Origin of the sequence: Mesorhizobium sp. M1A.F.Ca.IN.022.06.1.1, assembly GCF_003952605.1 — a bacterium.
In the GTDB taxonomy this organism is placed as follows: Bacteria; Pseudomonadota; Alphaproteobacteria; order Rhizobiales; family Rhizobiaceae; genus Mesorhizobium.
This window is the reverse complement of record NZ_CP034455.1, coordinates 6247106-6267218: the sequence shown is the minus strand read 5'-3', so window position 1 is coordinate 6267218 and position 20113 is coordinate 6247106. Positions and strand designations below refer to the sequence as shown.

General features: G+C 60.4%; 30 protein-coding genes and 1 tRNA gene. 12 read left to right on the top strand and 19 right to left on the bottom strand.

The window, feature by feature from the left end; genetic code table 11:
- Window positions 1–237 precede the first annotated feature (237 nt).
- The 3 genes from EJ078_RS29935 to EJ078_RS29925 all read left to right on the top strand — a co-directional run bounded on the left by EJ078_RS29935 (window position 238) and on the right by EJ078_RS29925 (window position 1614).
- Window positions 238–417: a hypothetical protein gene (locus tag EJ078_RS29935; RefSeq protein ID WP_208721017.1), complete on the top strand. Its 180-nt coding sequence runs from the start codon at window positions 238–240 to the stop codon at window positions 415–417.
- Window positions 418–572: 155 nt separating this feature from the next.
- A complete protein-coding gene (locus EJ078_RS29930) occupies window positions 573–1289 on the top strand; it encodes a hypothetical protein (protein ID WP_208721016.1) in 717 nt (238 codons plus the stop codon).
- Window positions 1290–1341: 52 nt separating this feature from the next.
- Window positions 1342–1614, top strand: coding sequence for a hypothetical protein (locus EJ078_RS29925; RefSeq protein ID WP_208721015.1), 273 nt, complete (start codon window positions 1342–1344; stop codon window positions 1612–1614).
- Window positions 1615–1646: 32 nt separating this feature from the next.
- On the opposite strand, the gene EJ078_RS29920 is transcribed toward EJ078_RS29925, so the two are convergent.
- The 14 genes from EJ078_RS29920 to EJ078_RS29855 all read right to left on the bottom strand — a co-directional run bounded on the left by EJ078_RS29920 (window position 1647) and on the right by EJ078_RS29855 (window position 10439).
- A complete protein-coding gene (locus tag EJ078_RS29920; protein WP_208720985.1) occupies window positions 1647–1970 on the bottom strand; it encodes a hypothetical protein in 324 nt (107 codons plus the stop codon).
- Between the two features lie 175 nt (window positions 1971–2145).
- On the bottom strand, window positions 2146–2391 hold the full coding sequence (locus EJ078_RS29915) for an ABC transporter permease (RefSeq protein WP_245459022.1): 246 nt from the start codon (window positions 2389–2391) through the stop codon (window positions 2146–2148).
- Window position 2392: 1 nt separating this feature from the next.
- Window positions 2393–2605, bottom strand: coding sequence for a hypothetical protein (locus tag EJ078_RS29910; RefSeq protein WP_127403882.1), 213 nt, complete (start codon window positions 2603–2605; stop codon window positions 2393–2395).
- Window positions 2606–2607: 2 nt separating this feature from the next.
- Window positions 2608–3270, bottom strand: coding sequence for a glycosyl hydrolase 108 family protein (locus EJ078_RS29905; protein ID WP_127403881.1), 663 nt, complete (start codon window positions 3268–3270; stop codon window positions 2608–2610).
- A 91-nt stretch (window positions 3271–3361) separates the two neighbouring features.
- Window positions 3362–4480, bottom strand: coding sequence for a hypothetical protein (locus EJ078_RS29900; RefSeq protein ID WP_208721014.1), 1119 nt, complete (start codon window positions 4478–4480; stop codon window positions 3362–3364).
- Between the two features lie 664 nt (window positions 4481–5144).
- Window positions 5145–6575, bottom strand: a complete 1431-nt coding sequence (locus EJ078_RS29895) for a hypothetical protein (protein ID WP_127217136.1) — start codon at window positions 6573–6575, stop codon at window positions 5145–5147.
- Window positions 6550–7017, bottom strand: a complete 468-nt coding sequence (locus EJ078_RS29890) for a terminase small subunit protein (RefSeq protein ID WP_127217137.1) — start codon at window positions 7015–7017, stop codon at window positions 6550–6552. Before EJ078_RS29890 ends, EJ078_RS29895 begins: the two co-directional genes overlap by 26 nt.
- Window positions 7010–7270, bottom strand: coding sequence for a helix-turn-helix domain-containing protein (locus EJ078_RS29885; protein ID WP_164750687.1), 261 nt, complete (start codon window positions 7268–7270; stop codon window positions 7010–7012). The genes EJ078_RS29890 and EJ078_RS29885 overlap by 8 nt, the downstream gene beginning before the upstream one ends.
- A gap of 136 nt (window positions 7271–7406) precedes the next feature.
- Entirely contained in the window at window positions 7407–8021 is a 615-nt protein-coding gene (locus EJ078_RS29880) for a ribonuclease H (protein ID WP_127217139.1), read from the bottom strand.
- The gene (locus EJ078_RS29875; RefSeq protein ID WP_128294607.1) at window positions 8018–8482 is read right to left on the bottom strand and encodes a hypothetical protein; all 465 of its coding nucleotides are present in this window, start codon (window positions 8480–8482) and stop codon (window positions 8018–8020) included. Before EJ078_RS29875 ends, EJ078_RS29880 begins: the two co-directional genes overlap by 4 nt.
- Before the next feature lie 217 nt (window positions 8483–8699).
- Complete coding sequence (locus EJ078_RS29870; protein WP_127404144.1) at window positions 8700–9758, bottom strand: bifunctional DNA primase/polymerase; 1059 nt, start codon at window positions 9756–9758, stop codon at window positions 8700–8702.
- Window positions 9755–9940: a hypothetical protein gene (locus EJ078_RS29865; protein WP_127216844.1), complete on the bottom strand. Its 186-nt coding sequence runs from the start codon at window positions 9938–9940 to the stop codon at window positions 9755–9757. Before EJ078_RS29865 ends, EJ078_RS29870 begins: the two co-directional genes overlap by 4 nt.
- Window positions 9937–10224: a hypothetical protein gene (locus tag EJ078_RS29860; RefSeq protein WP_127216843.1), complete on the bottom strand. Its 288-nt coding sequence runs from the start codon at window positions 10222–10224 to the stop codon at window positions 9937–9939. The genes EJ078_RS29865 and EJ078_RS29860 overlap by 4 nt, the downstream gene beginning before the upstream one ends.
- A complete protein-coding gene (locus EJ078_RS29855) occupies window positions 10221–10439 on the bottom strand; it encodes a DNA-binding protein (RefSeq protein ID WP_127216842.1) in 219 nt (72 codons plus the stop codon). The genes EJ078_RS29860 and EJ078_RS29855 overlap by 4 nt, the downstream gene beginning before the upstream one ends.
- A 196-nt stretch (window positions 10440–10635) precedes the next feature.
- On the opposite strand from EJ078_RS29855, the gene EJ078_RS29850 reads away from it, so the two are divergent.
- From EJ078_RS29850 to EJ078_RS29830, 5 genes are all read left to right on the top strand, one after another.
- Entirely contained in the window at window positions 10636–11187 is a 552-nt protein-coding gene (locus EJ078_RS29850; RefSeq protein ID WP_127404143.1) for a hypothetical protein, read from the top strand.
- Between the two features lie 11 nt (window positions 11188–11198).
- Window positions 11199–12404: a tyrosine-type recombinase/integrase gene (locus EJ078_RS29845; protein ID WP_127216840.1), complete on the top strand. Its 1206-nt coding sequence runs from the start codon at window positions 11199–11201 to the stop codon at window positions 12402–12404.
- 73 nt (window positions 12405–12477) lie between these two features.
- Window positions 12478–12567: transfer RNA gene (locus EJ078_RS29840), tRNA-Ser, on the top strand.
- A gap of 213 nt (window positions 12568–12780) precedes the next feature.
- Window positions 12781–12990, top strand: a complete 210-nt coding sequence (locus tag EJ078_RS29835; protein WP_208721013.1) for a hypothetical protein — start codon at window positions 12781–12783, stop codon at window positions 12988–12990.
- A 9-nt stretch (window positions 12991–12999) separates the two neighbouring features.
- Window positions 13000–13545, top strand: a complete 546-nt coding sequence (locus EJ078_RS29830; RefSeq protein WP_127325400.1) for a hypothetical protein — start codon at window positions 13000–13002, stop codon at window positions 13543–13545.
- A 139-nt stretch (window positions 13546–13684) separates the two neighbouring features.
- Here the strand turns inward: EJ078_RS29830 and EJ078_RS29825 are convergent, their stop codons facing one another.
- Window positions 13685–14569, bottom strand: a complete 885-nt coding sequence (locus tag EJ078_RS29825) for a hypothetical protein (protein ID WP_208721012.1) — start codon at window positions 14567–14569, stop codon at window positions 13685–13687.
- 443 nt (window positions 14570–15012) lie between these two features.
- Here EJ078_RS29825 and EJ078_RS29820 point away from each other — a divergent pair, with 443 nt between their 5' ends.
- On the top strand, window positions 15013–15453 hold the full coding sequence (locus EJ078_RS29820; RefSeq protein WP_208721011.1) for a MucR family transcriptional regulator: 441 nt from the start codon (window positions 15013–15015) through the stop codon (window positions 15451–15453).
- Window positions 15454–15457: 4 nt separating this feature from the next.
- Here the strand turns inward: EJ078_RS29820 and EJ078_RS29815 are convergent, their stop codons facing one another.
- The 3 genes from EJ078_RS29815 to EJ078_RS29805 form a co-directional block, all read right to left on the bottom strand.
- Entirely contained in the window at window positions 15458–15877 is a 420-nt protein-coding gene (locus EJ078_RS29815; RefSeq protein WP_208721010.1) for a DUF983 domain-containing protein, read from the bottom strand.
- A 48-nt stretch (window positions 15878–15925) separates the two neighbouring features.
- Complete coding sequence (locus tag EJ078_RS29810; RefSeq protein WP_208721009.1) at window positions 15926–16207, bottom strand: hypothetical protein; 282 nt, start codon at window positions 16205–16207, stop codon at window positions 15926–15928.
- A 197-nt stretch (window positions 16208–16404) separates the two neighbouring features.
- Window positions 16405–16830: a hypothetical protein gene (locus tag EJ078_RS29805; protein WP_208721008.1), complete on the bottom strand. Its 426-nt coding sequence runs from the start codon at window positions 16828–16830 to the stop codon at window positions 16405–16407.
- Between the two features lie 438 nt (window positions 16831–17268).
- Here EJ078_RS29805 and EJ078_RS29800 point away from each other — a divergent pair, with 438 nt between their 5' ends.
- From EJ078_RS29800 to EJ078_RS29790, 3 genes are all read left to right on the top strand, one after another.
- On the top strand, window positions 17269–17703 hold the full coding sequence (locus EJ078_RS29800; RefSeq protein WP_024505581.1) for a transposase: 435 nt from the start codon (window positions 17269–17271) through the stop codon (window positions 17701–17703).
- The gene (gene tnpB / locus EJ078_RS29795; protein ID WP_024505580.1) at window positions 17700–18056 is read left to right on the top strand and encodes an IS66 family insertion sequence element accessory protein TnpB; all 357 of its coding nucleotides are present in this window, start codon (window positions 17700–17702) and stop codon (window positions 18054–18056) included. Before EJ078_RS29800 ends, tnpB begins: the two co-directional genes overlap by 4 nt.
- A gap of 69 nt (window positions 18057–18125) precedes the next feature.
- Window positions 18126–19658, top strand: a complete 1533-nt coding sequence (locus EJ078_RS29790; protein WP_024505579.1) for an IS66 family transposase — start codon at window positions 18126–18128, stop codon at window positions 19656–19658.
- Between the two features lie 153 nt (window positions 19659–19811).
- Here the strand turns inward: EJ078_RS29790 and EJ078_RS29785 are convergent, their stop codons facing one another.
- Window positions 19812–20030, bottom strand: coding sequence for a hypothetical protein (locus EJ078_RS29785; protein WP_208721007.1), 219 nt, complete (start codon window positions 20028–20030; stop codon window positions 19812–19814).
- Window positions 20031–20113: the final 83 nt, after the last annotated feature.

Sequence of the window (20113 nt, the reverse complement as noted above, 5' to 3'; positions counted from 1 at the left end):
AACCGATCACGACTGTGTTACGATCAATTAGTAAGCGCTAAATATATGGTCTGACGGCTGCCTGGGAGAGATTTCTAGGCATCTCATTTAGCTGGCTTGCCTTGGTTGACCAGCAATTCCGCGATTTCTGACGGCCTACTGAGACTTAGATTCGAATTGTATCGATGCTTCTTCAGCAAATTTGCTGACGAAGATGCCTTTTCTATGCCGAACACGCAGGGAGGGAGGTGTGTTGCCATGCTTGTAGCTGATAGAAGTGAGCTTGTTCGCAAGGCATTTGCGGCAGGAATACTTACCGCCACGAAAAATGGCTCAATCCTAGTAAACGACAAAGGCGAGAGGAGATTTCGGAGGCTCATCGAGCGTATCGGCATCACCGAAGAAGTGGCGAAGACGCTTGCGAACGGGGGGTTCTAGGCGCGCACCGGCCCGGGAGTACTCCCATTCCAAATTTTGTATTCCCGACCTTCGACATCGAACTGTACAACGCCGAGCAGAGTATAGAGGCTCGTTGGGCGGCCGAAGGTGGTCATCTGTCCGTTGTTGGGCTGCCGATCGGAGATTCGATCCATGTGAAGCGCGTAGGTGATGGCTTCCGGGCTGACTTCAGATCCGGGTCAATTCGCTACCTCAGCGGTATCACTGAGACCGTACCGGGAGATTGGTGCCGTGTCTGGTGGACAGGACTTGAATGTGGTGTCCGCCAGGAATCGGAAGACGAGGTTTACGGTACTGTTTTCTGTCACGCACCGGGTCGCGCAGCGCTTCCGAACGTGGTCATCGTGCCCGGTGGCAACAACACTTTCAACATGGGGCCGCCAGGAACACGTGTCGTTTCCAGCGCTGTTCTTCTCTACGAGGGTCCATTGGTCAACGTCACCATCGGGGCAACTCTAATTGAGAACGACTCGGGCGACGTCGAAGAAATTTCCCAAGAGGTGGCTCAAAAAATCGTTCAGGGCGGCGCTGCTCTCCTGGGTGGCCTCGTTGGCGCGCCTGCAGACGCGATAGCAGACCAAACTTGGTATCAGGAAGGCATCGGCCTTGCTGTTGGGCTTGTCTTGGATGGGATCTTTGGCATCGGCGATGACCCATACACACCGCAATCGATTTTCGTGCCGTGGCAAGAGATTGCGGAGTTTCGGCCACCCCAGTCTTACCAACGTCCCGGAAACCCTCAGATTATTACCTACAGTAAGTTCGTCGATCTGACTGGTACCGACGACGGGGGAGATTTCGGACACTACCGTTTTTACTACATGTTTGAGCATATGAACGCGCCGGGTTAACGACCCTGGTGCGTTCTGCCGATCTAAGGAGTCGCGCGACAAGGAGGGTTAAATGGACCAAAACCGTGAAGCTCTGACCAATGCACATGACACCTTCGCCAAAGCGCTGGATGCTTTTGCGAAAATGGTGATTTCCACTGCTAACAATGGGAAGGACATTGGTGACCTAAAGGGGATAGCAGTTCTTGCTGCCGACGAGGGCGCTGCTGTGAGAAGGGTCATTATTCGGACTGGCGGGAGTTGCGGGGTTTACGAAGATCCGCCTGGCACTTGCCGGCTGTGCACGCCTGAGGAGGACCAAGGCGAGATTTTTCAAACGCCTTAGCGGGCTCTAGAGCCGGCGACGACGCATCCAAATTATTCGTCCGGTGCCACCTTGAGTTTCCGCACAATCAACTCGAACACGATGTCCGAAATCCACATCGCCGACACTCCGATGAGGAAGGCGCCAGCAAGCGTTGTGGTGTCGTCTGCTGTGTCGGGCAGTGGCAAGCCACTGGTCTTGAACCAAGCGACCGCTGGCAGGGTCAGATATGCCGCCGCCAATGCGCCGCAGATCGGCGAAGCGAACATCTCCCGGAGCTTGTAGCGGTGGCGGGACAATGCTCGCAGAATGCCGCCGGAGAGGCCCGCAATCAGCACTGGCGCCTTAATTCCAAGGAAGTCGAGAAGTTCGTGCATCAAGGCCTCCAGCCGCACAGGGCGGCGCCTTTGCGGTTGTGAGCGAGGATCGCCCTAGCCTCTCCGTCAGACAAATCGGCGACGGCTGCGGCTGAAAGGCGGATCGGCGAGGAAACCGCGCAGAAACCACCCTTGGGCGTGGTGCAGCCTGCGAGCGCCATCAGAATCGCGAGCGTCAGTCCTTTGACCATGTGCCCAGCTCCTTTCGGGCGGCATCAGTCGGCAAGGCGCCAACATCATTCTGCACCTGGTCGGCAATATCGCGGGCCCTTGCCTCTTGGGCCGCCTGCTTGGCGCGCTCAGCCCGTGCGCCAGCTATGCGCTGCTGAAACCCCCAGACGATAGCGGCGATAAGCGCGCCGCCGGCTGCCAGGACATAGGGCGCAATCTGCGCAAGGAGTGCGGTGGCAATCTCGACCATCTCACATGTCCTTTGCACGGATGCGCCGCAGAGCTTCCGTCAGGATGCCAGAGCCCACGATGTAGAGCGGCAGCCAGCGATCAGGGATGTACTGGTTGAACAGGCTCGGGTCGGTCGCGCTGAGCACCGTCAGGATAGCGCCGCCGAGCATCTGAAGCCGAGCCCAGGCGATGGTCTCGGAATCCTTGAACCAGGCGCGGATTTTGCTCCACATGGTCATGTCCTTCCGAAGATCCGTTTGAGGATGGCGAAGAGCGCGGCCCAGAATGGATTGCGCTCTTTGGCGGGCGTAGGAAGCTGCGGCGCCGCCGGTGGCGGTGTGAGCGCAACGGGGCTCGGGGCGGGCGCTGGCGGAGTTGCGGGCGTGGTCATCAGCATCGCTTGGATGCGCACGGCCACGACGCGCCGCTGCCACCCCTTCCCGAAGGTCGGCCAGGTCGGCACGCGCTCGAGGAACTTGAGCCGGGCATTGCAGATTGTGTCGATCAAGACGCCTGCCGGCTTGGCACGCACTGCGGCGAGCGTAGCAGGCCCAATGCGTCCATCCTGGACGACGCCGACGCCGCAGGCCGCCTGAAGGTATTTCGCTGCCCTGCCCGGCCCGCTGTTTACCGCAAAGTCAAACACGGCATAGTCGACGCCGTCGGGCAGCTCGGCGCCCGCAATCGCGTCCCAATAGAACCGGCGGTAAACCGTCGCCACCTGGTCATCCGTGATCTTCTTCAGATCGGCCTTAGTGGCATCGGCTTTGACGTAACGGCGGAAGTTGGTAAGCGTCACGCCTTTCATGGTCGCCCCACCCGGATCGGCAGCGTTGTCCGACCATCCGCCTTCCGACTTCAGGACGAGAGCAAGCGAGCGCGCAAAGTTCCGGTCCATCGACGGCTCCGTTGACGATGGGCGCCATCCTGTATGCGCGAGCAGCGAAACTCTAAGCCGCTTGATCGCCTGGCGTGTTTGGTGAGCCGTGTTAGGCCCAAGCCCTCACAACCATGTTCCAGTTCGCCTCCGACAGATTGCTGTCGGCGGCAGAGGTGAAATTGACGATGGCCGGGAGCACGTTGCTGCCGTATTTCACGCTAATGTTAGTGGTGTCCACTTTCATGGTCCAACCAACCGAGGAACCGCTGCCGTCGTTTCCGTCGTAGCGAGTGGGGGAGCCGATATAAAGCTCCTCACCAGCGGTGAAGCCACCTTGGGCAGTAACGCAGATAAGCGACACTTCGACTAGCTTCGGCTTTACCCCGAAGCCGTGGGCTACCGCGAAAGAGCCGCTCGATGTAATAGCCTGCGCCGGGCTTTCGTAGGACTTGCTCAAGGCAGGCGTCACCCACTGGGGCGCCGTGACCCCCGCATTCATTTGCAGAACCTGGCCAGCGGTGCCTTTCGGAAGTCGGGCGAGCGCCTTCGCGCCAGTGGCGTAGAACACATCGCCGGCAGCGACGGAGGCAGGCAGCGGAGCGAATATTTGCTGCGCAGCGCCGTCACCGATGACAAGCACGTTTTCGTCAGTGTCCCACTGGATATCACCCTCTGCCGTCGGCGTGGGCGCTGCGCTTTGCTTGAGCGTCAGCGTCGGGGTAACGATGGTCGTGTTTGGCGCGATAGCAATGGCTGCTCCGTTCGCTCGCTGGTAGGACAAGCAGCGCCAATTGCCACCGCCAAGCGACCGCATCCGCGCTACATCGCCTGCCGCCGTGGTGATGTTCGCGCCGCCGGGAAGGATGAGGCTGGTAGCGTTGTGCGTGAGCGTCAGCGCACCAGCAAACACCAGGTCGCGCTCAGCGCCAGCCGCCACAGTTCCAAGCGCCGTGATCGTGACCGTGCCTGTGATGTTGATGAGCGTACCTGTGCTGTTTGCCAGGTTGACAGTCGCGGCCGATGCCATGTCTGCGCCGGCTGCGCTGAGATTATCCGCGCCACCGACCGCCGTACTGGATCCGGAGCCGCCAGACGTCACCGGCCGGGCCGCGTTTGCATCCGCTACCAAGTCATCGACTAGCGCATTGTACTTCGCGCTCTCGATCGTCGTGTTTGGGCTGCCCTTGGTACCCGGAGGGGCTGAGTAGACACCACCAGCGCGCGGCATAGCTGCTCCAATCTATCGATTGGCGCAATGATGGTGCCGGCAAAGCGAAACTCTAAGCCGCTTGAATGATGCCCGGCCTGTCGCGGGGGTCGGGGGGACTTGGAGAGCAGGCCGGGCCCTTACCCCGTTCCGAGCCGGGGCAGGCACGTATTATGCGCCACCTCCAGAGCGACTGACATTAACATTTTCTAAGACTTAGCTAATAAAGTCCAGCAAAACGGCCCGGCTCAAGGGTGCCCGGCCTGCGGGGGTCGGGGGACGTGGGCAGGCAGGCCGGGACTTTGCCCCGTTTGGCAGTGGGGCAAGTCTGGATATGGGCCACCTTGCGGCGACCGACACCCGAACTTTAGGCGTAACTCATAAAAAGCCCGTCGCAGCTAATAAGCGTAGGCGACGGGCTTCCTGCAATCTAGCGGCTAACACCCCCGAGGGATCGACCACTGGATACACAACTCACGGACGCGTGATCGGTTCCATTGGACGCTAACCGCGAGCGCGTCGCCGTCACGGCGTCGACCGCATTTCAGTTGCCAAGCATATGCTAAAGTAGGATGATGGCGGCTCGTGCAGCGGCTACCCCTAAACCCCGTCGCTGCATCTCTAGATTGGCCCGGCGCTCTATCCGCCGGGCCCTTTCTGTGTGATGGGGGCTATAGCCGCTAATTCAAGCACCTGCGCGAGCACGCCTCCGCCTTACCATCGCGTCGACGGCCTCCTTGACGGTCTGCTGGCTGCGTATCGTGCCATCCGGCTGCCCAACATACGCACCCTTGTCGCCTTCGGGCTTCTTCACCTCGGCAACCGCCTGCCGCCACGCGAGGCCGAGATAGCGGAATGCTGATGCGTAGTGCTCGGCCCAATTCTTGACCGGGATGTCGCGGAACGACTTCTTCTCGTCGTCATACTCGCGCCGGTAAGCCTTCAGGCCCTCGATGCCGTCTGCCACGCGTTCGGTCGTCCTGAAGCGCGCCATCTTGATCGTTTGCAGGCCGGCGTTGTTGCCTTCGGCCAGGCTCACCAGGCCAACCATCTTCGGCTTGCGCCCATGGTCCTTCAGCGTGTCGAGGCGCGTGCGCTTCGTCCCCCACTGCGGATGCAGGATGTCGTGCGGCACGTAGTCGTTGCCGTGGTAGCCCTGTTCGTCCAGCCACTTGCACCAATCGGACAGGTCTTCACTGTCCGGCACGTAGAAGTCGACGATCAGCGGCACGCCGTCGATGACCTGAAAACACCAGATCGGATTGTTCGATGCCTTGCCGAGATCCCATGCCGTATGCACCGGATGCCGGCAATCGATGTCGAACGGCGTGCCGATGCGCAACGCGCGCTCTGCCCGAGATATTTCGGCGCCCCAATAAGAGCCGATCAGCGCGCCTGAGAACGAACAGAAATATTCCTGCTCAATCAGCATGTCGGCCATTTCCTTGCCGAACAGGCCTTCGTACACGTCGCGCTGCTCTTCGATCGTCGCCTTGTCGATGGCGATAGTGTCGTCGGCTGACAGCACCTCGCTGAACCAGCCGCGCGGGTTTGTCACCGGGTCGAAGACGTTGCTCTTGACCTTGTCGAGCATGCCCTTGGCGTGATTGTTGCCGCGCGGCGTGGTGATGAACGATGCCCATCCGCCATTTTCAGCCAGGATCGGCGAGAGGTAGGCCCATGCTGCCGGGTTGGCCAGCGCCCATTCCGAAAACGTGATGCCGACCGGCGGCGAGCCGACCAGGCTGTTGAAATTGTCCGAGCCTACCACCTGGAACGTCGAGCCGACCTTAAACCGAACGAACATCTCATTGTCGTTCATGTTTTCGATCAGCACTTCAGGGAAGGCCTCAAACAGGCGACGCTTGCCGCTGTGCGGGTTGACCGCGTTCCAGATCGCTTTACGCGCCTGTGCGGCCTCGGGCAGCATGTGCCAGTAGGTGCCGGGCCGCTCGTGGGCGGACACCGCGTGCATGTTCAAATTGATTTCGTCCTTGCCGGCGCGGCGGTGCCAGAACAGGAGCTGGCGCTTGCAGCCCCGCTCCCATGTGTCCCAGGCCTTGCGCTGATACCGGCGCGGACGCCAGCCGTTATTCGGAAGCTGGATTGTCGGCATTGGCTTCCGAAAGCTTCAGCACCTGCACTACGAGCGGGCCGCCGTCGCCATCGGTCAGGGCAACCTTGCTGCCGTACTTCTTGGGCCTCATGCGCTCCGCCACCCATTTGCGCGTATCGATGCGAAGCCTGGACCGCTGGATGTGCTCACTGTTGACCTGTTCGGTGGTCGAGCCGTCCGCATTGGTTTTCGTGATGTAGTCGTTGCTGCCGTCATCGGCGATGTCCTGCATCTCGTCGACATGGGTGTCGGCCTGCATCTCGCGCGCACGCGTGTACTGGTTGCAGAACGCCTCGCGCGCCGGATCGAGCAGCCAGCGATGCACAGTCACCCTATCCGGCATGTCATCGGCAAGGCAGATCGACCGCAGGCTTTTGCCGTCGGCAAGTTGCTCGCAGATTCTATCGGCAATCTCTTGCGTGAACGAGGTTGGTCTAGCCATTTCCGCCTTCCTTCATCCTGATTAGAACGAGGCGCTTGGAAACTCCTAGACGCTTGGCAATTTCCCGCGGCCGGCAGCCGTCGTCGAGCAGCCGCCTTATCTCACGACGGCGCTTTTCTGCGATCTGGATCTTCCGGTGTCGGTATGGCCGATCGGCACGAGGATCTTTGAGCCGCTTGGCCCGGGCGATGCACTCGACCACGGTGCTGATGGAGATGTCCAATTCCTCGGCAATGGTCGAATAGCTGGCCATCCCCTCCCAAAGGTCGAGAATGCGGTTTCGCGTCCGAGCTACGCGCGGGTGTGTCTTCCCGCCCTTCTTGTTGAAGGACGAGAACCGGTAAAACGGCACGTGACCGTGTGGCCTGTCTGTCATTCGAACTTCCATGTCATGCGCGGGGAGCCAACTGTTGGCGGATCATGTCGAGCTGCGATGGCGTCGGTGCCGGTTGGTTGACCAACACCATATCGCGCCCGATCAGTGCGAGTTCGTCAGCGCGCTCATTGCCGATGATGCCGGCGTGGCCTTTGCACCATTCAAGCGTGACGGGATGTTGCGTCAGTGCGCCGTCGAGCATCTGCCAAAGATCAAGGTTGGCAATATTCGAATTCTCCGCCTTGGCGTTTGGCCCTCCCCTACGCCAGCCCATCATCCGCCACTTGTGCCGCCAGTCGTTGCAGCCGTTCACCGTATAGGCGCTGTCCGAGAACAGACGCGGCAACCGCTTGGGCTGGTTGTTGGTCACCCAGGCCAGCGCCTCTAAAACCGCCGTAAGTTCCATCCGTTGGTTGGTAGACTCGTGGGAGCCGCCACAGGCAGAGGCCACCTCCTGTTCGTCGAGATACACAGCATAGCCCCATCCCCCTGCCCCCGGGTTCGGCTCGCAGCAACCGTCGGCGTAGATAACGAGCCCAGGCGGGATCGAACGTTCGATCGGCTGGACGGCGCTCGCCAACCTCAGCCCGTTTTGATTCCGTCGCGATGCGGGAAAACTGTTGGTCATGGGCGGAAGTCCTTCAGGTTGTTGAGGATGTCGAAGCGCGCGCTTCGCACCGGCGGGTCTTTTTCGGTCGGGTTGGTCTCCAGCCGGCGCGCTCGCTCTTCCAGGCGGAGCTGCTGCTCCAGCCTGTCCTGCTTCTCCGCTTCGGTCTCGAAATGCCGGATCGGCACGCCCTTCTTCCTGATCTCGTCGAGCACGATGCGCAGCTGGTTGTCGCTCAGCCGAGCCTTGAACGTCTGACGCTTGCCGTTTTCCAGCAGGTCTACCGCCCAGCCCCGACCGCCCCGGTAGTATTCAATCTGGTGGACCGGCCGCCGATATTTGAAGCGTTCGTCCCGGCCCGTGATTGACAGCCGTTCGGTGTTCGACCGCCCAAGCAGCCGCCGCGCCATCCGGATTTCGGCCGGGTCCAAGCCGGACAGCGCCGATGCCGGCTGGTAGCCGGCCAGCAGCTTTTCGGCCATGCGCTGAATTTCATCTTCCGATAGGTCGTCGCTCATTCGTGCCTCGTTCGCCGATCATTCGCCGAGCCGTCCGGATAAGCCCCGGGTTAACCGGGGGGATAACCAACGGCCAAAAAGCTGAGCCCTACACGTGACTTGAGGGGTGCCCCGTCTCTTGCCCTCACAGGGAAAAGGAAGGAAAAAGGACAGGAGAAGGGTGTCTGTTTCTTATTGGTGTTCATTTTCGTCCACCCTTGAGCCTGTAGACGGCGGGGCCGTGTTGACGGCTTGCCGGCCTGACTTCCTCGACTTCGCCCTTGTCGATCAGGTATTGGCGCGCAGCAGCGAACCGATGCCGCCGCCAGCCGCCGCCGGGCATTTGTTCCGCCATGGCATTAGCGATGACGAAGTCGCGGCCCCAGTGGTGACGCCGGATCTTGGTGAGCAGGATGAAGGCGTCCGGGCTGTCGTCCATGAGGTTGTCGACTTCATCAGCCGCAAACACCACCCGAGGCCCGTAGCCGAACCAGTTCTTGCCCTCGACCTCGTAGCCCCAGGCGGAAGCCACTATCTTCAAGACCTCTTCGGCCGGGAGCGCCGGGCGCAGTTCTTCTCGGTTGTATTGCATGGCTGCTCCCATCAGCTCTTCGATGTTTCCGCAGTGGCGGGCGAATATCATGGACTGCCGCCACAGCGTGTCGTTGCGGTTGCCTTCTCGGGTTTGGGACACGCGGGCCGGCGGCGAAATGTCCACCGTGGTGGACAGATCCACTCCCGGCGCGTTGTCGTTGGTCAGGGGTATGGGCGCAGCCACCTGCAAGGACCGCATGACCGGCAGGCCGCCCAGGTCGTCCAGCTTGCCGGCGATGATCTCGTAGATGCCGCGCGAGCCGCGCGACGGCGGTGCCACCACGTATCCGTCACCAAGGATGTCGACCGGAACAGCCGGATCGGGACGGATGCGCCTGCCTTCACCGTTGCGCCTATACCAAGCCTGAAAGTTGCCCGACCCGCTTCTGACAATGAAAGGCGTCGGGCCATGCTTGGCGAGGCCATCGGCCAGGACGCGTTCGTCAGTCGTGTCGACATCAAGGACGGTTATCTTGTTACGCTTGCACGCAAGGCCGATGGCATCGTGCCCAGGAAACTTGATCGCCAGTTGCCCGCTCACCTTTGAGCCGAGCTTCAGATAGCCCTTCACGGCTGGCTTCTTGTCCTTACCGACGATCGACACCGGAAAGGTAGCAATGCCGTGTTCAGCGTAGACTGGTTGCCATTCCGCGAAGACGCCGCTCAATGCGCCCTCGCCTGAATGAGGTTGCTTTCCCTGATCGCAGCGACCGCCTCGGCCGCTGTCAGACCAAACCGCTGACGGAGTTGCGGCACCGCCGCCTTAGTCCTGTCAGCGCCGCCAGTGGCGAGCCATTGCGCGGCGGCTTGGACGTCGCCGCTATCCGTTACCGCTTTCGGCTCCGTCATGCGGCGACAGCCATGTCTTCGAGGATGGTGACGTCGGTGTGCAGGACATACCGGGCATGATGGCCCGGAAATTGGCCGGCGTGCGCTTCGTGGACCGTCTCGATGACGAAGCCCAGGGCACGGGCCTTGAATACATAGTCGGACCAGCGCGGCCCGGGATGCGTGATAGGCGTACAGCCGCCTTTGCCGGCGTTGACGAGTTGCTTCATCGCCCATGCGACTCGGCCGTCCAGCCGCATCGTCGCCCCATCGGGCTCAACCTTCAAGACTATGCTGTACTTCATGCAGCGATGCCCTTCTGACCACTGAGGTTCATCCTCAACCCGAGCTTCGCGGCGATTGGTGCCACCGGCACAACTATCCTCCCGCCAAGCCGAATGGTTTCGAAGTCACCCCTCTTGGCAGCGTCATAAGAGCCATTGCGGCTGAGGCCGTAAAACACTGCTCCGGCATCGGTCACTGAAATAGTTGGTCGGCTCAATGCGTCTTCAAGCGTCATTTCTACGCCCCTGTTTGTTCCGGTTTGGAATACGAATAAGCACTGCACATATAGTACGTTCCGCAAGGACAGACCACAAGGCCAGACAGTGCCGGAAATTAGAGTTATCCCCGGTTTTCTGCGGGTTTCGACCGGACAAGATTGCGCTTCAATCTATTTCCGTGTAGCGCTATGGCATTACAAAGGAGAATTTGGCATGGCGGAAGACGCGAAGCGTGGTGGGAAGACCGGAACGCTTACAATTCGCCTCGATCCGAAGACCCGGTTCATCCTGGAATATCTTTCGCGCCTGAAAGGCCAATCGATCACAACTGTTGTCGAGAGGGCCATCGTTGCCGCGGCGTCCCAGGAAACGGTTGCCGATCCACGATACCCGGACCAGCCCGATAGTTGGCAGCAGTTCTGGGATGTTAGCGATGGATGTCGCGCCCTCCGTATGGCCGAACGCCCGGAGTTTTTCCCTACTTATGAGGAGGACAGGCGACTTGCTTTCGCAAAGGAGCATTGGCCCTTCTTCTGGGCCTCGCACGATCGGAGCCGCTTCCTCAACTACTATGTGGACGTGCTTTGGTCACGGATCGACGAGTTCATCCAGATCCATGATGACAGCAAGCAGGCAGACTATTTCGCCGCGGGCAAGGCGATGCAGGAGGCGCTGCGGAACGCGAAACTTGCCGCGCCGGAGTGGCCCATCCCTACCAAGCCGAAACCCAAGCCCAGCGAACTGGATGACGAGATTCCCTTCTGAGAGGCATCGCCATGAAAGGCCACATTCGTGAACGCAGCCCCGGCCATTTCGCCATCGTCCTCGATGTCGGCGAGGTCGATCCCAAGACCGGCAAGAAGAAGCGCAAGTGGCATTCCTTCACCGGCACGAAGCGAGAGGCGCAAAAGGAAGCCGCTCGCCTGATCGCCGAACTAGATGCCGGCACGTACACAGAGCCCACGAAGCAGACCGTGGCCGAATTTCTGGACGAGTGGCTGACGTTCATCAAGCCGTCGGTCGCTCCAAAGACGCATGAGAGATACGCCGAGATATGCCGCAAGGGATTGGCACCACTGATCGGCAGCGTGATCCTTTCCAAGCTAAAGACCGACCGCATCGACGCCGCATTCACCACGGCTCTGACGACGCCGCGCGTCGACCACCGCAAGCAGAAGGACGGCGAGCCGCCAAAGGCCCTTCCGCCCTTGTCTCCGCGCACCGTCCATCACTACCGGCGAGTCCTCATCAGAGCGTTAGGACAGGCGGTGACGTGGGAGCGGCTGACAAAGAACCCGGCTACCGCCACGACGCCGCCGAAGGTCGAGCGCAAGAAGATGCTTGCCTACACCGTCGAGCAGACGGCCGCCCTATTGGAAACGCTCCGGCCGACGCGCATGTACATTCCGGTTTTGCTGGCGGTGACGTGCGGCCTTCGCCGTGGCGAAATCCTTGCCTTGCGTTGGCGCCATGTCGAGCTTGGCGACAATCTCCGCCGGCTCTCGATCGAGCAGAGCGCCGAGCAGACCGACGACGGCGTCCGATACAAAGAACCGAAGAGCGGCAGGGCTAGGACCGTCGCTCTGTCAGCCAGCACCGTCGCCGAGCTGAAGGCGCACCGCGCGCGGCAGGCAGAGGAACTGCTTCGTCTTGGCATCCGCCCCGACGCCGACAGTTTCGTGGTCGCCCAAGTCGACGGATCGCCGATACAGCCGCGCTCGCTTACGCATGAGTGGGTTCGCGTCCTCGGCAACACCGCCTTGCCCCGCATCCGGTTCCACGATCTACGGCATACCCATGCCACGCAGATGCTGTCATCTGGTGTTCATCCGAAGGTCGCCAGCGAGCGCTTGGGACATTCGACCATCGGCATTACGCTGGACCTTTATTCGCACGTCATGCCTGGAATGCAGGCCGACGCTGCGGAGCAAGTTGACGCCGCGTTGCAGGCAGCTATAAGCAGCGAACGGAAAGCCAAATAGTTGCAATTTGCGTAGCAACCGGCCGTGTTAGCGAACCAGCTAGAACGAAAAAGTTGAGCAAAAGCAGTTAGTTGGAGGGATGGCCGAGCGGTTTAAGGCACCGGTCTTGAAAACCGGCGTGGGCGCAAGCTCACCGTGGGTTCGAATCCCACTCCCTCCGCCAGTTTTTTGCGCAAGCAATTGAAAACGCTTCGCTTTTGTAGAGTCCAGTCTTCAATTCATAACCTGATTCATAACTCGTTCAGTTGATGCAGACAAACAAAGCCTGCTGCGCGGAAGCGAAGCGGCCCCAGCGACCGCGGCATAACATTGCGAATCAAAGGCCGCGTTGCATACCATAAAGCGTAGCAGCATGTTCTCGACGCAGGGGTCTCGAATGATCGCACTGGGGCTCCAGCAAATATCCCCGGAACTTCGGAAGATGCCTCAGCCGCTGGGGAATTATGCTGGCGAGCTGCTCAAGCGCGGTCGATCATATCACCAGGCGTTCCAGATTCTTGCCGAGCGCAGCGCCGTCTTGGCGCAACTCCAGTTCGCAGCCGACACACAGCACCTGCGCGGCAGCAAGATCCAGTGGAGCGACTAGGAGCACGACATGACCGCCGAACTGGCCGTGTCTATTGTGGCGCTGATTGTTTCGATAATAGCGCTTGGGATGTCCGTTTTCTTTTGGCGGCGCCAGTTCCGACCAATCGTAACGGCGATGGTTCAGACCCATCATGGCGGGAATGACGGCATCGCCTATAACCTCGTCGTGCTGAATTCAGGCTCGATTCCAGCGAGGAACATCAGATTGGTGGTGCGCGACCAGGCAGCGCTAGAAGCCGCCCTCGGTGCCGGTGCCGATGCAGAGACGCGAGGCTATTGGCTTGCCTGCTTCGAGCCTTCAATGGTGATCCGCCTCCTACAAAACGGTGCCCAGACAACGTGCTCTTTTGGGCTAACACACAGAATACCGAAAAAGAGCTTTTGGAAGGCTCAAGCGGAATTTCCGATTCAAATCGAATATGAAGGCTGGTTTGGCGAGAGATACCGCGACGATCCGCCGAACATCCTGCAGATCGCCGATAGCGACAGTTTCACGGGCGGCATGTGGGGCCCGGTGAAGAACGATTCTGGAGGGCGAGTAGATCTCCACTGAATAGGCCCGGCCACCTAAACAGCCGGGCCTTATTCGATCAGATGGTCACAAGTCGGAGTATTTCATGAGGTTGAGTCCCGCCGCCGTCATCATGGCCCTCGGTAGCGGGAGGTGGAATCGTTCCCATACTCCGCGGGAATCATCGTCCATCGGGAAGTGGCGAGGAAATCTTTGCCCCCTCGCCGGCTAGACGACGAATGTCCGCCGCAATGGAAGCGTACGCCTCGTTTGCATTGGCAAAATCTTCCAGCCTCAGCGTGTCGCTCGCCCTAAGCTTCACCATCATGCCGTCGATGGTATGTGCGGGTACTGCGAAAATGCTCATTCCGATCTGCCACTCGTGATCACAGGCAGCATTGAACTCCGCTTCCTCTACGTTATAGCCAAGTAGACGGTTCTGCTCTGCGAGCCTCTCGCAAAATCGATCCCATTCGGCCTTTACCAAATCCCGCTCCCGATCCACTTGCTCTTGCCAAGCCGCGACCGGTGCCGGGCGCCATTGGTCATGCTTAAGATCTGCTACGGTAGCCTTCTGCAGCGCCGATTGATGTATTTCCGAGAGGTCGTCCGGCATTGCTGGCGCCTTCCAGTCGTGAGGATGAAGCGGCCGAGGACCGGCTGCCTTTTCAGCTTTCTTGCTCTTCCTGCTCTGGGAACGCTCAATTTTCTTCAAGCGAGCAGAGGCGACCTCCATTTCGCTTTCGAGCCGGAACAGTTCAGCATCAGGATGCTCGCCGATCCGTGCGGTCAGGGCACCGGAAGTCGGCGTTTCGCCTGCATGCGCCTCTTCGGCGCTAACCACTACGGCCAAGGCCGCAGTGGCAGCCGCTGAAGACGCCAGAAGGGCGCGGCGATCGACATGCTGGTTCATGAAACTCTCCTGTACAAACTTTTCAGTGGCGGGGGCGTATTTCGCACGCGAAGACCAGCGCATCAGCAGGTTACGTACAAAGCCATTCGGCTGGGGATTGTGGGGATAATCGGACACGCCTCCGACGGCTGCCCGAACAAGTTTGTTCGGCATTTGAACTTCTCCCGTTTCTGGTGATCAGAACTGATTTACTATGTCTAATAACCTAAAACGGGGATTAGAGGTTGTCAACGGCTTTCTGGGTATGGTAACTAGAAATCGCAATCTGAGAGGCATAGAATGCTCACAACCGGAAATCAACTCAAAGCCGCCCGCGCACTGATCGGGATTGAGCAAAAGGACGTAGCCGACCTTGCTGGCGTAAACGTCAATACAATTAGGAGCATGGAAGCCGCCGGTGCCGGACCAATCGCCGGCCGAGCGCAGAACGTCCAGGGTGTGCAGCGGGTGCTTGAGGCCCGCGGGGTTGAGTTCCTCAACCACGGTCGCCCAGGCGTTCAACTCCGGCAGAAGTAGATGCGTTGGCGTGTTGTCAGAGTTGCAGTACACGACCTGCGAGGGGTGGGCTTTAGATTCGGATATTAGGAGTGAAAATCTTGGGCGAACAGAACGAATCCCAAAACGTCGATCTAGTCAGCCTAACCGCAGACATAGTATCGGCCTACGTAGCCAAAAACGCCCTTCCCGTCTCAGGGCTGCCCGACCTCATCGCTTCTATCCATACGTCGCTATCTGGCATTGGCCAGGGTACCGCCGCGCAACCCGAACAGGAGCCTGCGGTCAATCCGAAGCGTTCCGTATCTCCCGATCACATCGTCTGCCTTGAGGACGGGAAGAGGTTTAAGTCGCTGAAGCGCCACCTGTCGACCGACCATGGCCTGACTCCGGACGAATATCGCGCCAAATGGGGTCTGAAGCCGGACTACCCGATGGTGGCGCCGAACTACGCGGAGCAGCGATCAGCATTGGCAAAGGCGAGCGGGCTGGGGCGGAAACCTGTGGCGAAGCCGGCGAAACCCGCCGCCAAGCGCAAATAGAGCGCTACAGGTCCTCTGCTCCACGCCGACGCTCGGCCTGTTGGGCATGAAATTCGCGATCGATCGAACCCTCTTGGGCCTTGTGAAAATACTGAGAACAGACGAGCCAACCCTTGAGCGGCCGAAGCAGCAGGACGCACGCGCCAACTGTGAGCGGCAGCGTGGTCACGACATGAAGCCAATATGGCGGGTTGAAGCCGAGTTGGAGCCACAAAGCGAAAGCTAGCGCGGGGAACGCAACAATGGACATCGAAAAGAAGGCGGGCCCATCGGCCGGATCCGCAAACGAGTAGTCGAGGCCACAGACTTCGCATTGCGGCGCAAGCGTCAGGAACCCGGAAAACAGATGCCCTTGCTGACAGCGGGGGCATAGACCGCGCGCACCAGTAAGCGCCGGATTCGTTGTTTCGTTGTAGACGACCATCTGCCCCAACCGCGCCCGTGCACGTTTGTTCCGGCGAGTGGCCGCGCCCTAGTGCTGATCTTGTCCGACCGGTGACAAGAGCTTTCGAGATTGCTCAATCAGCCGAGCGCTTTCGGCGATGATCTGCGCGGTTTCGCAGATCAGTTCGAGGTTGCGCCGTCCTGTCGGCGGATCTCGTTCAGCAAGCGCCTTGTATCGCTTCGTTCCATGGCGCGCCGAACCTGTCGCGGAAGAATCTGTTCCAAGCAGGCTAAAGACAAAGCGGCCTGGCCGGCTACGTTCTCTTGCGGTGAAGGTCTTTCGGGCTGGTGTCTGGCGAATAGTTTTCAAGTCGTGCTCGGCCTTTTGGCTGAATTTCCATTTATTAGAAGATGCGCATATATTGGCTCGCCGGCACTTACCCCTGCCGGCTAAGGCCCGGTGGACGCTACACACACAGTCCCAGAGCTACCGGGCCGCTCCGTTGTCATGGACATGTCAAACGCCGCCTTTGGTCTGGCAAGCGCTATTTCCGCGCCGCGTCTGACTTATGCGACCTTCAGGTTAATGACGCGCATCACCGCGACCACTGTTCCATTGTTCGTAGCAGCCTCTTTCGTACTGCCCTTGCCGCAGCTCCAAACGTCGCCTTCCTTGGCCGTGAACTTCATATCGCCGGCGGTCACTTCCAGTTCGCCTTCAGTGACCGTGCAGACCATGTCGTCGGCCATCACATCCCCCAGCGGGCTGGTTCCTTTCGGCTGATAAATCACGTCTTCCATAACGATTTTCTTATACCCCTTGATATGGGAGTCTCGTGTCCCCCGCTCGACTAGCCGTACGCCAGGAAAAATCTCTTTGCCCTCAGTCGGACCATAGGTCTTGGCCGCTACCGGCGTGAACTTTGCGGCCAATAGCGGGGCGGCCATCGAGGTGGCAGCAAGGGCGAGAGCATTACGTCGATCCATCTTCATAACATCCTCCCTGAGTTAGTCCGCCCGATCGGGGCGAACCTGATATTTTACGCGCCCGACAAGCCAAATAGTCAAAACACAATTGGGGATCCGCCCGGGGTCATTAGCCCGGCATAGCCAGCGAAACGGGACTAGAACGGCAAGAGCCCGCTCGGCCCTCACGAGCGGGCTCCGTCGCGGCCTTTCAGACGGCAGGCAGAAACGGAGGACAAAGCCGTGCCGCCCAATCTCTATAACCGCTCTCGTGTCGCCAAGTTCCGCCCTTTTAGACGGCTGCTAAACAACAGGACTTATGCGCGGGATCGTTAGAGACTTCAGTCGCAAATCTGTTAGTTGCGAGTCCGCTCATATGGAGTAAGCGGTGTTTCCTGACCACCTTTCGGGAGTGGTCGCGATCTGTGAGGTTGCCGATCCTGTATTGGGATCGGAGATCGGCTTGTGTCTGGACTTGACCTTACGCTTGACCCGGAGCGGCAGCTTCGGCGTTTCGAGGTGATCAACGGTGCCGGCGGTCGGCGTCACTGGTCGGTGGATGACAAGGCGCGGATCATCGCAGAGACGCTGGAGCCGAATGCGATCATTTCCGAGGTCGCCCGCCGTTATGGTCTCAGGCCGCAGCAGGTCTTCGCCTGGCGCCGCGAAGCGCGCAAACAGGTCGCTTCGGTGCAGCAAGATTCTCCTGCCTTTGTGCCGGCGGTTGTGGCGGCGGCGGAACCTGTAGCCAGCCGTTCACCGAAGCAGCGGAAACGGCAAGCCACCCGAGATGCCGGCATGATCGAGCTTGAGATCGACGGCGTCGCGATGCGCGTCGGCCGGGGCGCCGATACCAAGACGGTGGCCGCAGTGATCCGCGCGCTGAAGGCGACGTCGTGATCGGGCCGACGGGTGCGGTCAAGGTCATGGTGGCGACGAAGCCCGTCGACTTCCGCAAGGGTGCGGAGGGATTGGCGGCGCTGGTGCGAGAGACAATGGGGGCCGATCCGTTCAGCGGGGCCGTCTACGTCTTCCGGGCGAAGCGGGCTGACCGGATCAAGCTGATCTTCTGGGATGGCACCGGGGTTTGCCTCTATGCCAAGCGTTTGGAGGATGGGGAGTTCCGCTGGCCGAAAGTGCATGACGGCATGATGCGGCTGACGGCCGCGCAGCTCTCGGCGCTACTCGAAGGTCTCGACTGGCGGCGAGTCCACGAGGCGCGCCGGACCCGCGTTCCAGCCCAGGCGGGCTGACCCGCGACGAAGTGAATCAGCCTGGATTCCGCTGTCGCGGGCTGTCGGCGAATATGGTCTGATCCGCTCATGGCGATGACGGCTGACCAGCTTCCCGACGATCCGGACGCGCTGAAGGCGATGGTCCTGGCGCGCGACGTCGAGAATGCCCGTCTGATTCAGATCATCAAGGAATTGCAGCGTCACCGCTTCGGCCGGCGTGCCGAGACGCTCCCCGAGGATCAATTGCTGCTGGGGCTCGAAGAGGCCGAGCAGATCGAGGCCGCCGACGAGGAAGAGAACGAACAAGCATCTCCCGCAGAGCGCCTGGAGCGCGCCAGGAAGCGCCGGACGAACCGCGGCGCGTTGCCATCCCATCTGCCGCGGGTGGAAATGATCGTCGACATCGAGGACCATGCCTGCCCATGCTGCCGCAATGGCTTGCATCGGATCGGCGAGGACGTGAGCGAGCGGCTCGACATCGTTCCGGCGCAGCTGCGTGTAATCGTCGTGCGGCGGCCCAAATATGCCTGCCGCGCCTGCGAGGACGTCGTGGTTCAGGCTCCCGCGCCGGCCCGGCTGATCGAGGGTGGTCTTCCGACCGAGGCAACGGTCGCCCAGGTGCTGGTCTCAAAATATGCCGATCACCTTCCGCTCTATCGTCAGGCGCAGATCTACGCCCGGCAGGGTATCAATCTCGATCGCTCTACGCTCGCCGACTGGGTCGGCCGCGCCGCCTGGCACCTGCGTCCGGTGCATGAGCGGCTGCTTGGCAAGCTGAAGTCCTCGCCAAAACTCTTCGCCGACGAGACGACCGCGCCGGTGCTCAATCCCGGCCGCGGCAAGACTAAGACAGGTCAACTCTGGGCCTATGCCCGCGATGACCGACCATGGGAGGGGAGCGACCCGCCGGGCGTCGCCTATGTCTATGCGCCGGACCGAAAGGCCGAGCGTCCGATCGCTCATCTCGCAGGCTTCACCGGAATCTTGCAGGTCGACGGCTATGGCGGCTATCGCGTGCTGGCCGACAAAAGCGGCGTCACGCTCGCCTTCTGCTGGGCGCATGTCCGTCGGCGCTTTTATGAACTGGCAGCAGCCGGTCCCGCGCCGATCGCCAGCGAGGCGCTGAGACGGATCGCCGAACTCTACAAGATCGAGGATGACATCCGTGGCCGATCGGCCAACGAGCGCCGCGCGATGCGTCAGGACAAAAGCCGCGCCATCGTCGCCGATCTCGAACCCTGGCTGCGTGAGAAGCTCGGCCTGATCAGTCAGAAGACCAAGCTCGCAGAGGCAATCCGCTACACGCTCTCACGCTGGGAAGGCCTCTCGCGCTTCCTTGACGACGGCCGCATCGAGATCGACAGCAACACCGTCGAACGCTCGATCCGTCCGATCGCGCTCAACCGCAAGAACGCGCTCTTCGCAGGCTCTGACGGCGGCGCCGAACACTGGGCAGTCATCGCCTCGCTGATCGAAACCTGCAAGCTCAATGGTGTCGAACCGCTCGGCTATCTCGCCGATGTCCTCACCAGGATCGTCAACGGCCACCCCAACAGCCAGATCGACGATCTCCTGCCTTGGGTCTACATCAACAAGCTCGAGCTCAAGGCCGTGGCCTGAGAACACCGCTTACCATATGGATGCAGGATCAATGCTCCCCACCTTCAAGCGGTGGGGTGGCCCGACCCGCGATAATCCTGTGTCACCTAGATTAAGCGGGCCGGGCCGCAGAGATTCCTGGGGGTGCCCGATGCGCGAAAGTAGCGACCGCGCCTAAGCCGCTTTTCCATCTTCCGCCTTGGCCAGCAGCCGCGACAGATGGAGTTCGTGAAGCTCCTGCATGCTTTCGAGAAGCTCAAGGAAAGAGACCGCCTTGGCCGCCGGCAATTCGAGGCGGTCCAATTCGGCAATGCGCTCACGCTGTTGAGCGATGTGTCGTCTACCCAGACTGACATGCCCGCGCACCATCTCGATATCATCAGCCAGCGTCATTACAGGCAACAACGGCGGTGCGGACGAGACGTTCCGGCACTCGTTCCTCGTTCCGGTAAACAAAGCCCGCTCGCCTTTTGAGG